At 71.0% G+C, this 13,523-nt stretch carries 9 protein-coding genes and 1 pseudogene; 6 read left to right on the forward strand and 4 right to left on the reverse strand.

What is annotated here, in order from left to right:
- Window positions 1–530: 530 nt before the first annotated feature.
- From ABQ292_RS04765 to ABQ292_RS04775, 3 genes and pseudogenes are all read left to right on the forward strand, one after another.
- Window positions 531–1,892 (forward strand): MFS transporter, encoded by a 1,362-nt coding sequence (locus ABQ292_RS04765; protein WP_369203765.1) that lies wholly within the window; start codon window positions 531–533, stop codon window positions 1,890–1,892.
- 13 nt (window positions 1,893–1,905) lie between these two features.
- The gene (locus tag ABQ292_RS04770; protein WP_369203767.1) at window positions 1,906–3,807 is read left to right on the forward strand and encodes an acyl CoA:acetate/3-ketoacid CoA transferase; all 1,902 of its coding nucleotides are present in this window, start codon (window positions 1,906–1,908) and stop codon (window positions 3,805–3,807) included.
- A 181-nt stretch (window positions 3,808–3,988) separates the two neighbouring features.
- Window positions 3,989–4,736: pseudogene (locus tag ABQ292_RS04775) on the forward strand (transposase family protein); the annotation flags it as partial.
- A 585-nt stretch (window positions 4,737–5,321) separates the two neighbouring features.
- Here the strand turns inward: ABQ292_RS04775 and ABQ292_RS04780 are convergent.
- A protein-coding gene (locus ABQ292_RS04780) for an IS3 family transposase (RefSeq protein WP_438940570.1) occupies window positions 5,322–6,484 on the reverse strand; the annotation gives its coding sequence in 2 pieces (ribosomal slippage) (window positions 5,322–6,214 and window positions 6,214–6,484; 1,164 coding nt in all).
- Between the two features lie 816 nt (window positions 6,485–7,300).
- Here ABQ292_RS04780 and ABQ292_RS04785 point away from each other — a divergent pair.
- Entirely contained in the window at window positions 7,301–7,714 is a 414-nt protein-coding gene (locus ABQ292_RS04785; protein ID WP_369203771.1) for an ArsR/SmtB family transcription factor, read from the forward strand.
- 3 nt (window positions 7,715–7,717) lie between these two features.
- On the forward strand, window positions 7,718–8,497 hold the full coding sequence (gene arsM, locus ABQ292_RS04790; RefSeq protein WP_369203773.1) for an arsenite methyltransferase: 780 nt from the start codon (window positions 7,718–7,720) through the stop codon (window positions 8,495–8,497).
- Between the two features lie 259 nt (window positions 8,498–8,756).
- Here the strand turns inward: arsM and ABQ292_RS04795 are convergent, their stop codons facing one another.
- On the reverse strand, window positions 8,757–9,596 hold the full coding sequence (locus ABQ292_RS04795) for an SCO6745 family protein (protein ID WP_369203775.1): 840 nt from the start codon (window positions 9,594–9,596) through the stop codon (window positions 8,757–8,759).
- Window positions 9,597–9,792: 196 nt separating this feature from the next.
- Here ABQ292_RS04795 and ABQ292_RS04800 point away from each other — a divergent pair, with 196 nt between their 5' ends.
- The gene (locus tag ABQ292_RS04800) at window positions 9,793–10,653 is read left to right on the forward strand and encodes an alpha/beta fold hydrolase (RefSeq protein ID WP_369203777.1); all 861 of its coding nucleotides are present in this window, start codon (window positions 9,793–9,795) and stop codon (window positions 10,651–10,653) included.
- 92 nt (window positions 10,654–10,745) lie between these two features.
- Here the strand turns inward: ABQ292_RS04800 and ABQ292_RS04805 are convergent, their stop codons facing one another.
- Together ABQ292_RS04805 and ABQ292_RS04810 are read right to left on the reverse strand one after the other, a co-directional pair.
- On the reverse strand, window positions 10,746–11,309 hold the full coding sequence (locus ABQ292_RS04805; RefSeq protein WP_369203779.1) for a dihydrofolate reductase family protein: 564 nt from the start codon (window positions 11,307–11,309) through the stop codon (window positions 10,746–10,748).
- Between the two features lie 717 nt (window positions 11,310–12,026).
- Window positions 12,027–12,971 (reverse strand): diacylglycerol/lipid kinase family protein, encoded by a 945-nt coding sequence (locus ABQ292_RS04810; protein WP_369203781.1) that lies wholly within the window; start codon window positions 12,969–12,971, stop codon window positions 12,027–12,029.
- Window positions 12,972–13,523: the final 552 nt, after the last annotated feature.

Here is a 13,523-nt window from a genome sequence, read left to right on the forward strand (position 1 = left end):
CGGGCCACCGCGTGCCCCCGCTCCCCGGCCGGCCGGACCACCTGCCGGCCCACCCCGCCGGCCGCCTGCTGCACGTGGTTGCCGACCTCGCGCGCTGTTCCGGCCCGCAGTGCCCGCCCCTTGAGGGACGCGGCCTCCCTCGCTGGCGTTCTTCCATGGCTGGCGCCGGTCACCGGATCGGGAACGCCCGCAATTCGCCGATGTTCCCCAACCCGGGGATGCTGTGGCCGGAACTCGGGCAGCCAGGGGGTGACCGTGGATTTGCACAGCCGTGCGTGGGTCCTGCCCGTTCCAGTCCGGCGACGAGCCGCGTACCGCCGACGGCTACCTGCCAAACGGCCTTCCGGGGAAACCGTGCCTCATGTCCTGCGCAGGACCTCTGGCCTGTCGTCCGGTCGCTTTCGTGCTGCTGCACCAGTCGCGAGTGCCTCGCCGGCCGCGCGTGAGCGGGCGGCCACCTCGATCGCCGGGGAGCTCCCGCTCTTCGGCCGGAACCTCAACAGATCCTGCACACGCATAGGGGATGAGCCTTGTCCAGGTCCCACCAGGAAGCCGCTGTCCCGCCGGGGTCGCGCACGTCCATCGTCAAGGTCGTCGGCGCCAGCCTCGTCGGGACGACCGTGGAGTGGTACGACTTCTTCCTCTACGGCTCGGCCGCCGCGCTGGTCTTCAACAAGCTGTTCTTCCCGGACTTCGACCCGCTCGTCGGCACGCTGCTCGCGTTCGCCACGTACGCCGTGGGTTTCGCGGCCCGCCCCATCGGTGGGGTGATCTTCGGGCACTTCGGTGACAAGATCGGCCGCAAGCAGATGCTGGTCATCACGCTGATGCTGATGGGCGGCGCGACGTTCCTGATCGGCCTGCTGCCGACCTACGCCACGATCGGCATCTGGGCACCGATCCTGCTGATCGTCCTCCGGCTGGTACAGGGCTTCGCCCTCGGTGGCGAGTGGGGCGGTGCGGTGCTGATGGCCGCCGAGTACGGCACGCCGGAGCGACGCGGGTACTGGGCCTCCTGGCCGCAGGCCGGCGCGCCGGCGGGCAATCTCCTCGCCGTCGCCGTCCTCGCGCTGGTCTCGGCGTTCACCACCGACCAGCAGTTCGAGTCCTGGGGCTGGCGCATCCCGTTCCTGCTCAGCGCGGTGCTGGTGGGCGTGGGTCTCTGGATCCGGGTCTCGATCGAGGAGTCACCGGTCTTCCGGGCCGCCCGGGAGCAGTCCGCCCAGGCGGAGGAAGCCCCCAAGCTGCCCGTGGTCCAGGTGCTCAAGGACTATCCGCGGGAGATCATCCTGGCCATCGGCGCCCGCCTGGCGGAGAACATCGGCTACTACATCTTCACCGCGTTCGCGCTGGCCTACGCCACCGGTGAGGTGGGCATATCGCGCGGCACGGCGCTGAACGCGGCGCTCATCGCGTCCGCGGTCCACTTCGTGGCCATCCCCGCGATGGGTGCGCTGTCCGACCGGTTCGGCCGCCGGCCGGTCTACCTGGTCGGGGCCGTGGGCGTCGGGGTGTGGGGCTTCGTCTTCTTCGCCCTGTACGACTCGCAGTCGTTCCTGCTGCTGGCGCTCGCCGGCACGGTCGGCCTGGTCCTCCACGGAGCGATGTACGGGCCGCAGGCCTCCTTCTTCTCCGAGCTGTTCTCCACCCAGCTGCGCTACAGCGGTCTGTCGGTGGCCGGTCAGGTGTCCTCGATCGTGGCGGGCAGCCTCGCGCCGATCATCGCCACGGCGCTGCTGATCGAGTACGGCAGTTCGGTGCCGATCTCGCTCTACCTCGCCGGTGCCGCGGTGCTCACGGTGATCGCCGTCGTGCTCAGCCGGGAGACCGCGCGCAGCGACCTGACGCGGGACCCCGTCGCCGACCGGGCGTCGGTCGGCGCCCGGCGCTGAGCCCCGCCGTCCGGTGCAGCGCAACAAGGTCATCTCGGCCGACGCCGCGGCGCAGATCGTCCTCGACGGCGACACCGTCGCCACCGGCGGGTTCGTCGGCGTCGGGTTCGCCGAGGAGCTGGCGCTCGCGCTGGAGCGGCGCTTCGAGGCCACCGGCTCGCCGCGGGACCTCACCCTGGTCTACGCGGCGGGCCAGGGCGACGGCGGCACTCGCGGGCTGAACCACTTCGGTGCCGACGGCATGGTGCGCCGGGTCATCGGCGGGCACTGGGGGCTCGTGCCGAGCCTCGGCGTGCTCGCTCTCGACGACCGCATCGAGGCGTACTGCTGGCCGCAGGGCGTGATCAGCCACCTGTTCCGGGAGATCGCCGGCGGGCGCCCGGGCGTGGTGACCAAGGTCGGGCTCGGCACGTTCGTCGATCCGCGCCACGGGGGCGGCCGGATGAACGAGTGCACCACGGAGCAACTGGTCGAGCTGGTGACGCTGCGCGGGGAGGAGCACCTGTTCTTCCCCGCGCAGCCGGTGCACGTGGCCCTGCTGCGCGGGACGACGGCCGACCCCGAGGGCAACATCACGATGGAGCGGGAGGCGCTCACCCTCGAGGTGCTGTCGATGGCGCAGGCGGCCAAGAACTCCGGCGGCGTGGTGATCGTGCAGGTCGAGCGGGTCACCGAGCACCGGACGCTGAGCCCGCGCGAGGTGAAGGTGCCCGGCATCCTGGTCGACGCGGTCGTCGTCGCGCAGCCCGCCAACCACGGTCAGACCTTCGCCGAGGCCCACAACCCCGCCTACACCGGGGAGATCACCGCGCCCAGCACCGGGCTGGTCCCGATGCCCCTCGACGCGCGCAAGGTGATCGCCCGCCGCGCCGCGATGTTCCTGTCGACCAACGCGGTGGTGAACCTCGGGATCGGGATCCCCGAGGGCGTGGCGGCGGTGGCTGCCGAGGAGCGGATCCTCGACCTGATCACGCTGACCGTCGAGCCCGGCGGTGTCGGTGGCATCCCGGCCGGCGGGCTGAGCTTCGGCGCCGTCGCCAACCCGCAGGCGATCATCGACCAGCCGTACCAGTTCGACTTCTACGACGGCGGCGGGCTGGACCAGGCGTTCCTGGGCATGGCCGAGGCCGACGCGGAGGGGAACGTCAACGTCAGCCGGTTCGGTCGCCGGGTCGCCGGTGCGGGCGGCTTCATCAACATCAGCCAGAACGCCAAGGCGGTCTTCTTCCTCGGCACGTTCACCGCCCGCTCGCAGGTGGCGGTGCGCGACGGCGCGCTGGTCGTCGACGACACCGGCGCGGTCGCGAAGTTCCGCGACCGGGTCGGGCAGGTGACCTTCAACGGGCGCCTGGCTGCCGCGCGCGGGCAGTGCGTCTACTACGTCACGGAGCGCTGCGTCCTGCGGCTGACCGAGCGGGGTCTCGAGCTGGTCGAGGTCGCCCCGGGCATCGACGTGGAGCGGGACGTGCTGGCCCACATGGACGTCGCTCCCGTCATCGGCGACGACCTGTGCGCGATGGAGGCGGCGATCTTCCTCGACCGGCCGATGGGGCTGCGCGACCGGCCTCCCCTCGACATGGAGGAGCGTTTCCGGTTCGACGCGGCCACCGACACCGTCTACGTCAACTTCGAGGGGCTGCGGCTGGGAACGGCGCAGGACGCCGGCGACCTGGCCCGGGAGCTCGACCGCCGGTTCACCGCGCTCGACCGGCGGGTGCACGTCGTCGTCAACTACGACAACTTCGACCTCGGCCCGGACGCGGCGGATCCCTTCTTCGCCATGGTCAGGAGCAACGAGGAGCGCTTCTTCCTCTCCTCCACCCGCTACTCGACCAACGCGTTCTTCCGCCGCCAGTTGGGTCGGGAGTTCACCGAGCACGACCTCTACGCCAACTTCAGTGAGCATCCTCGCTGAGCGCGTTTCTCCACCCGGTGAGCCTTTCCCGGTAGCGGGTAATCCGCAGGTCAGGAGCGACACGCCGACCGCGGCGAGATGACCGGAGACGACGGAGGACCTCGGTAGGAGGGACGTCTTCTCACAGATCGTCTCTCCCACCCGAGGTCCTGCTGTGTCCGATCCTGTCACCTGCACCGCCGTGCTCCCGGTCGATGAGGACACCGTGCAGTTCGTGTCGGCGCTGCTGGCCGCCGACCAGCATCGACGCCGCACCCGGCCCATGTGCCGAGCGCTCGGCCGCTACCGGCAGGCGGGTGCTGGTCCTGCGCTGGTTCCTCGACGGCACCCGGCTGGTGCAGCTGGCCGCCGACAACGCCATCGGCCGCTCGAGCGCCTGTCGTTACCTGCACGAGGGCCTTGACGTCCTCGCCAACCGCGCACCCGGGCTGCGCGGACCGCTGCTGGCCGCGCGCGCCGCCGGCCACGTGCACGTCACCGTGGACGGCACGCTGATCCGTGCCGACCGCTGCCACGTGCCAGGCCCGACCGCCCGGCCCGACCGATCCGGCCGCCAGGTGGATCTGTGGTGGTCGGGCAAGCACGCCGCCCACGGCGGCAACCTGCAGGTCATCGCCGCGGCCGACGGCTGGCCGATCCGGACCTCGGACGTCCGGCCCGGCCGCGAGCACGACACCACCGCCCTGCGCACCGATCCCGGGGCGCTGCCGATGCTGGCCGAGTGGACCGACGTCGAGCACGCTGCCCTGGCCGACCTGGGCTACGAAGGCGAGCGCACGGCGCTGACCACCCCGATCAAGCACTCCGCCGAGCGCCCGCTGACCGCGGACGAGCGCACCGTCAACCTGCTGCACGCCACGGTCAGGGCCCCCGCCGAACGCGGCAACCCCCTGCTCAAGACCGGCTTCAAGGCGGTGCGCCGGAGGAGCAGCGCCATGACCGCCAGCGTCCACAGCACGAGGTCGTCGTCGTTGTTCAGATGGGCCGCCGTCGCCGTGAGCACAGCTGCAGCGATGCACAGACAGCTGCAGACCGCTCCGATCACGGCAGCTTCCCGACCTTGGCGTCGGATCCGCCTGCGCCATGACTGTGGGTCGGCACTTGGCGGCAGGAACCCCGTGCGCATGGCTCGGATGATCTCGTCGTCCTCGGCGGACTTGCGTTGCGCCTCTGACGTGGTGCGGCGGGCCACCGCTGAGGTAACGCTCGAAGCCCCAGCGCTGAGGAGCACCAAGAAGAGGAACAGCCAGAACCGACCCCAGTCCCACGGCTCGCCGGCCACGAGAGATGTGGCACTGCGACGCTGCCGCCTGGATCGCTGCTCCGCCACGGACTGATCCTGGCCGCCCTGCCGACACGGTGAGGAGCGGCCGAGGCACGTGTCACCTGACCGGGTCTACCGCGCCGAGCTCAGTGGAGGGCCTGATGCCCTCCTGGGGTGTGGGGGGAAGCTGCGACGGCAGGAGGTGTCCTCGGGACTGCTGCAGGGTCCGTTGACATCGGGTGAGTGATGATCATGCCGCGATAGCGGCGGTCTGGGTGGTGAAGGCGAGTTCGTACTCGACGGGAGTGAGCTTGCCGAGACGCCGTTGGCGGCGGCGCCGGTTGTAGGTGTGCTCGGTCCAGAACACGATCGCCTGGTGGAGTTCGTCGCGGGTGCGCCAGCGGCGGCGGTTGAGAACGTTCTTCCGCAGGAGTGCGTGCCAGGACTCCATGGCGGCGTTGTCGCCGGCGGAGGCGACCCGCCCCATGGAGCCTTGCAGCCCTGCGGCGGTCAGCACGGCCCGGAAGGTTCGAGCGCGAAACTGCGACCCGCGGTCGCTGTGGACCACCACGACACCGGTTGGCTGGCGGCGAGCCACTGCCGTGCGCAGTGCGGTGACGGCGAGCTGAGCGGTCATCCGCTCGTCCAGGGCATAACCAACGATCCGGTCGCTGAACAGGTCCTTGATCGCGCAGCAGTAGAGCTTGCCCTCGGCGGTGGGGTGCTCGGTGATGTCGGTGACCCACAGCTGATCGGGCCGGTCGGCGGAGAAGTTCCGCTGCACGTGGTCGTCGTGGACCGCCGGACCAGGGGTCTTGCCCGCGCCCCGCCGGCCTATGCGCACCGTGGTCGACCACAGCTTCTGCTGCGAGCACAGCCGCCAGGCCCGCCGTTCCCCGACGCTGTGGCCGCAGCGTTCGAGCTCGTCGGCCAGGAACCGGTAGCCGAACTCCGGGTCGTCGCCGTGCGCATCGATCAGCGCGTTGGTCAGGTAAGCGTCCTCAAGATCGCGCTGGCTGACCGGAGCGGCGAGCCAGGCGTAGTAGGCCTGCCGCGAGTGGCCGAGAACCCCGCGGGTCAGCCGCACCGGGATCCCCTCGGCGGCCAGGTCACGAACCAGCGGGTAGCTCATTTTGGGAGGCTGCCCGCGGCGAAATAGGCCGCGGCCCGGCGCAGGATCTCGTTCTCCATCTCCAGCCGCCGCTTCTCACGGCGCAGCTGCACCAGCTCGTTCTGCTCAGCGCTGGTCTGACCATCCACGACACCGTCGTCGATGTCGGCCTGGCGCACCCAGCGACGCACCGACTCCACCGAGATGTCGAAGTCGGCAGCGACCTCGGCCTGGCTCAGATCACCGCGGCGCGCGACCCGCACGACGTCACGCTTGAACTCCGGCGGGAACTTCTTCGGCACAGCGACATCCTTCCTGCAGGACGAGGTCCCACAGACGGAGTGTCAACCAGCCCTGCAGCAGTCCCCCGCGCCCTCGCCTCGGGACGGTGGGCGCTGACAACCGGCCCGGCAGGTCTGGCCGTCCTCACTCCCCCGCGCTTCCCACAACCGGCCCCATCCGGCTGCCGCTGGTCGGGGGAAGGGTCGGCCGGAGGCCGATCCCGAAGGGACGCGCAGCGCGCTTCCGGCGACCGAGGCAGCCGGCACGCTGATCGGGGTGGGATGCGGGCCACCGGCTCCGCCAGTGGGCCAACGAACGAGCGGGGACGGCGGCCCGAAGCCAGGTCACGAGACAGCCGACCGCCTCCGCGTCATCCTCGGAGACCCGCCGCCAGTCCCCATCCAGTCCCCAAGACGCTCAGCGAGGACCGTCATCTGCCGATGCTGTTTAACGCAAAACCGCAGGTCAACAGGGATGTCCATTAGCAGCCGCAGGCCACCAATCACGCGGGGGGAGTTCGCGATGTACTACGACATCTGAGTCCCACTCGGCGCTGACCTCAGGGTTCATCCCCGAGAGGCGCCAGCAGTCCCCGACGAGTCCGCACGAGCCGCCAGCACCGCACCGACGGCGGCCCGTGCGGACTCGTCGCTGTCGGGCCACAGGTGCCCGTGGGTGTCCAGCGCCGGTACTCGTCTTCGTGCTGCGCCACGTCACCGACGAGTCCGCGCCGTGGGCCTGCAGGCGGGCGACGACATCGTCGATGTCGTCGACGGCGAACACGATGCGGCAGATAAGACCGAGCTCCACGAAGAACGCGACGGCCGAACCGGGGCTTGACGTTCGACGCCTTCATCGACGATCGTCGTTCATCGATGAACCATGTGACGGTGCGAGACGTGCTGGACCGACGGACGGCGGAGACGTACGCCGAGTGGTTCCGCGCGCTGGCCGATCCCACCCGGGTGCAGTTGCTGGCGTGGTTGGCACAGCAACCGGAGCCGGTGTCGGTGGGCGAGCTGGCGGCGGTGTTGCCGATCGGGCAGTCCACGGTCAGCCACCACCTCGCCGCGCTCGCCGCGGTGGGCTTCGTCCAGGTGCAGCGGCGCGGGACCAGATCGCTGTATGCGGTCAACGCGAGCTGCCTGGAGTGCTTTCCCAGTGCTGCTGACGTCGTCATGGGGCGGCGTCCACCGGATGTGCTGCGGGTTGCGGCTTGCCGGCTGTCCTCCGCCGACCCGAGGAGCTGAGCGATGACCGATCCGGCCGCGATCCGAAGGGCCGTGCGGACCCGCTACGCGGCCGCGGCAACCCACGCCGCCGCCGGGCAGCACCAGCGCGCCCGGGCCCTGGAGGCCTCCTGCTGCGGTGATCCATCCGGCACCGGCCCTGCGGCCGACGCCGGATTCGGTGCCGAGTTGTACGACGCCTCGGCCGCCGACGGCGCTCCGCAGGCGGCGGTGGCGGCGTCCTTGGGTTGTGGCGTGCCGACCGCGGTCGCCGAGCTGCACCCAGGACAGGTCGTCCTGGACCTGGGATCGGGCGCGGGGGCCGACGTGCTGATCTCCGCTCGTCGCGTGGCGCCTGGCGGGTGGGTGATCGGCCTGGACATGACCCCGGAGATGCTCGCCCTCGCCCGGGCGAACGCCGCCGAGGCCGGGGCGGGCAACGTCGAGTTCGTGCAGGGCTACATGGAGGACGTCCCGCTGCCCGACGCCAGCGTCGACGTAGTGCTGTCCAACTGCGTGATCAACCTGGCCGCGGACAAGCACGTGGTACTGCGCGAGGCTGCCCGCGTGCTCCGCCCGGGCGGGCTGTTCACCGTCTCCGACGTCCTCGCCGACCCCAGCATGGACGAGGCCACCCGCGCGGACATGGCGCAGTGGACCGGTTGCATCTCCGGTGCTCTGACCCGTGAGCAGTTCTCCGCGGCCTTGGCCGAGGCCGGACTGGTCGACGTCGACATCCGTGAGACGCACCGGGTGCACACCCACGCCTCCGCGGCGATCATCCGCGCCCGCAAGCACCCGTGACCTGAGCCGCACGAGGATCCCCTGGGGGTGTCGACTCGTTCACCCGCTCGGGTGGTCGGCATCTTGAAGACACGCCAGGACTGTCCGTGGTGATCACCGTCCGCGGGCAGCGGCTGCACCCAGGTCAGCCGCTTCGGCGTCCGCTGGAGCGCCGCTCGTCTTGGGCCACAGCAACCTGCCGCGCGCCGCAGATCACGCGCGGCCTTCTCCGACGGTCAGTCATGAGGGGATGGCATCGTCCGCGTGTTCCGTCGGAGGGTCATCCCCGGTCCTGGGCGGCGACGAGCGCGGCGGCGAGGGGCTCGAGGGCCGCGGTCAGCTCGTCGATCTGGGCTGCGTCCAGGACTGAGTACGGCGCGACGGCGAGGTCGTCGGTCAGCGCCTCGATGCGCTGTTTGGTCTCCCGGCCGGCCCGGGTGAATCCGCCGTCATCGGCGACGAGGCCCCGGTGTTTCATTCCGTCGACGAGGGCGGACAGCTGCGCGGTCGGCAAGTGGTGGATGCGGCCGAACTCCTCCGCCGGCATCCCCGAGTCCAAAGCGACCAGGACGTGGGCTTCCAGACCACCGATGCCCTCCGCCATGAGCGCCGCGATGTGCCCGTCGCCGCGGTGCTCGCGGAGCAACGACGCCGCGTGGAACAGCCGTGCCACTGCCTCGTCGGGCACGGGCAGCGTCCGCAGGGCGGCATACATCGGCCGACCCTCCAGCGGAGCGCTGAGGGCTGCGGCGGTCAGCAGCTCCACGGCGCGGGCGAAAGCGGGGGTGCCGAGGAGGTCGCCGAGGATCCGGCGTAGCGCCTTCACGCAGCCCTGTTGCCGAGCGGCGATCGCGGCCTGGGGCGTGGTGGTGCTCCAGACACTCGGGATGTGGCGGGCTACCTCGCCCGGCGCGAAGTTGTAGAACAGCGCGCGCACCACCTCGGCGGGGACCGAGGTGCCGAGGGGAGCGGCTCGGCCGGCGAAGTAGGTGTCCCAGTAGTTGGTGAACCCGAGGGCGAACATCGCCTCGTTGGGCTCGTCCGCGGAGTAGGGGATGACGCCGATCGGCTCCACGAGCTCGAACATCCGCCGCGCCAGCGTGTTCATGAATGCGGTCACGTGCGCTCTCCCTCCTGGGAATCAGATCCTCTGCCCAGCAGAAGACGGTCGATAGCGCTCGTTCTCATCGAGCGACCCGCAAGCCGACCGTCAGGCGGGGCCATCGAACGCCTTCCCGAGCCACATACCGCCGACTCACGAGCGGATCGGTGACCGATACGCAAAGGCCGACGGGACGCTGGTGCATGATCACCGGGTGTTCGAGGGGTTCGCCGAGCAATACGTCGACGTCGGCGAGGTACACCTGTGGGTGCGCCACGGCGGGACCGGCCCGGCGGTGGTGTTGCTGCACGGGCACCCGCGCACGCACACCACCTGGCACCGGGTCGCACCGCTGCTGGCGTCCACTGGGCACACCGTCGTGTGTCCGGACCTGCGCGGATACGGACGCTCGAGCAAGCCGGCGGTGCGCGCCGACCATGCCCAGGCCTCCAAGCGGGCCATGGCCACAGATGTCCTGGGGCTGATGCGCGCGCTCGGGCACGAGCGGTTCGCCGTGGTCGGACACGACCGGGGTAGCTACGTGGCCACGCGCTTGGCTCTGGATTCCCCACGGGCGGTGACGCATCTGGTGGTGCTCGACAGCGTGCCGATCCTGGAAGCCCTCGAGCGCACCGATGCCGCGTTCGCCACTGCCTGGTGGCACTGGTTCTTCTTCGCCCAGCCGGGCAAGCCCGAGCGGGCGATCCTGGCCGACCCCGACGCCTGGTACGGCGGCGACCCGGCGGTGATGGGACAGGAGAACTACGCCGACTACCGGGCAGCCATCCACGACCCGGCGACGGTGGTGGCGATGCTGGAGGACTACCGTGCCGGGCTCGGGGTGGACCGGGCCGCCGACGAGGCCGATCGCGCCGCCGGGCGCCGGATCACCTGCCCGACTCTGGTGCTGTGGTCCTCCCGGGATGACCTGGAGGACCTGCACCCCGACGTCCTCGGGGTCTGGACCCCGTGGACGACGCAGCTGACGGGCGGGCGCATCAACAGTGGACACCACGTCGCCGAAGAGGCCCCGGACGAACTCGCCTCCCGCATCAACGCCTTCCTCGCGGGCTGACCTGCGGTCATGTCCTGTCCCGGTGACCGATCCCCTGAACGGCCACGAGATCCTCGGGTGGCCCGAGCCCGCGTCGATCCGAGGTCGGGTGTTCACCGCCTGGTCTCGTACCTGGTCAGGAGCACGCCGCCGGGAAACGTCCGGGTCTCCACCAGGTTCAGGTTCACCCAGTTGTCCAGGGCCGTGAAGAACGGCGTGCCGCCGCCCACCAGGACCGGGTGGGTGACGATCGCGTACTCGTCGATCAGGCCGGCCCGCATGGCCGCCGCGGCGAGGGTGGCGCCGCCGACGTCCATGGGACCGCCATCCTCGGTCTTGAGCCGGGTGATCTCGGTGACCGCGTCGCCGGTGACCAGGCGGGCGTTCCCGTCGACCGCGCTGGTCGTCGAGGAGAACACCACCTTCGGCATGTCCCGCCAGCGGCGGGCGAACTCGATCTGCGCCGGTGTGGCGCCAGGCTGCTGGTCGGCGGTCGGCCAGTGGGAGCTCATCGTCTCCCACAGTCTGCGCCCGTACAGCGCCAGGCCCGTCGTCCCCACCCGGTCGGACCACCACTGGAACAGCTCGTCGCTCGGCACGCTCCAGCCGAGGTCGTCGCCGGGCGCGGCGATGTAGCCGTCCAGGCTCAGGTTCATGCCGAAGGTCAGTCTCCGCATGGCGTCGCCTCCCGTGAGTCGGTGTTCGGCGTACAGACCAGCACGGCACGGAGAATTGATCGGTCAGACCACACCGAGGGCCGGTCGACCACCGCGCCGAGCGGATGCTGCGTACGGAAGGGAACGACGACCGGCACAGCGCTCCGTAGGACGACCGGTGAGCGAACCCGCAACGGCGACGGGCAACCGGTCGCCGGAGCCGTCTGGGTCGCGGCGGTCTCGACCGGGCTGATGATCGAGCTCTCACATCGGCAGGCGGTTCAGGTCGTTCGCCCGGTAGCCATGGGGAAGCAAGAGGTGCCTGCTATCGAGGTCAGCCTGATCCTCGAGTGCTTCCAGCGACGAGGACTCTGCGACCGGCGGGGGGCGCCTGCTTGGGATCACCGGTCGGGATCCCCTACGGGACCCGGCGACTCACGCCCGGCTCGTCCGAACGTCGCCGTAGCAGATTCCCCTGACGGGATGACGTCTCCGCGCTGCCGCCCAGGGTCCCTCGGTAGCCGCCGGAGTCCTCGACGACCGCGTGAGGCGGGTCGTTGAACTGCTCGGCCCACGTCCGCGCCTGCCGGGCGCAAGCGATCGCCACGGCGCGGTCACTGACGCGCAGGACAGGAAACCCACGCGGTCGGCGGTGCGGACGAATCAGCCTGCTCCGTCGCGGAAGGAGCCGGCGCTCCTCGTCCCAGGAGAGGCCCACGATCGCGAGGCAAGTAGTGGTCAGCGGTCCGGGAAGTCCGTGCCGACCATCACCCGCAGCGCGTTGGCCTCCAGCGCGATCCGCACGGGCGTGCGTCCGCGGATCTCGCCGTCGACGTCGAGCGCGAGGGGCGGGTCGGTCTCCAACCACACCTCGCCGGCCGTGAGGAACCGGGTGCGGGCCAGCGGCCGGCGGGGCCCGATGACCGTCTGGCGGACGGTCGCGAGGCTCAGCCCGAGCCGGTTGGCGTCGCCGAGCCGGTACACCACCAGCCGGCGGTCATCGAGGTCGGTGTCGGAGGCGATCGCCCGGCCGGCGTGGTGACTGCCGTTGGCGATGTTGAGCTGGTGGGTCACGAGTTCGTGGACCTCCTCGCCGATGCGCAGGCGCGCGGTGAAGGGCCGGTGGCCGGGCAGCAGTGCGAGCGCGGTCAGCGGGTAGGCAGCGCGGCCGAGCACCCGCTTGAGCCGGTGCGGAACGTGCTCGGCGACCTGCACCGACAGCCCCAGGCTGGTCAGGTTGGCGAAGTGCCGCCCGGCCACGTGCCCGAGGTCGACGTCAGCGACCTTGCCGCCGGTGAGCACGCGCAGCGCGGCGGGCAGGCGGAGCGGCAGGCCGAGGCCGCGGGCGAAGTTGTTGGTCGTGCCGAGCGGAACCACGCCGAGGCAGACGTCGCGGTGGGCGAGCTGGTGCGCGGCCTCGCTCAGCGTGCCGTCGCCGCCGCCCACCACCACGAGGTCCGCGCCGCTGTCAGCCGCGGCGGCGAGCGCCTCGGGCAGGCCCCGAGGGTCGGCGACCGGGCGCACGTCGACCAGCTCCACGGTGGCCTGCAGCCGCCGGTGCACCGTCGCGAAGTGACGGCGTCCCCGGCGGGACCGGACGTTGACGACCAGCGCGGTGCGGCGCCGGGCACGGATGTCGGCGTCCAGCGCCGCCTTCGACCGCTGGTGCACAGGTCCCGTCACGACGATCTCCGTCCTCCCGGCTCGAGTGGCTGCCCCAGCAGCCTGCACCACGACGAGGGTGAGGCCGGCCGACCGTGAAGCTCCGCCGCATTCGACGACACGCCGAAGGCCGACAACCGGGCTGCAATCTGATCACCAACGCCACGGCCTGCTGACGAAGACGGAGCCGCGCTGAAACCTCAGCGATTGGTCGCCTTCCCGTCGCAGACGGCCGTCAACGAGCCGCTGCGGAGCGGGTCGACTCGAAGAACGGAGTTGCTCCGGCGACGTTCACGGGGGTCGGAGCAGCCAGCCGTCGGTGTCCCTCAGAGGATCCCCCTGCGGTGATCGCCGACCCTGCGGTGATCGCCGACGTAGCGGTCGTGGCCTCCCCAGCGTCCGCTCGTCGTCCCCTGCAGAGGCGCCCTACGCCCAGGTGAACGTGGTCACCCTCCTCGAGGGGACTCCGATGCTCCTCGAGCTCGAACTCGCCGAGCCCTCGCTGTTCCTGCGAGCAGGCCCACCGTCGGCGCTGATCGCGCTCACGCACGCCATCGTCGGCCGGTGACCGTG

This window comes from Geodermatophilus maliterrae (assembly GCF_041018925.1).
GTDB classification, from domain to species: Bacteria; Actinomycetota; Actinomycetes; order Mycobacteriales; family Geodermatophilaceae; genus Geodermatophilus; species Geodermatophilus maliterrae.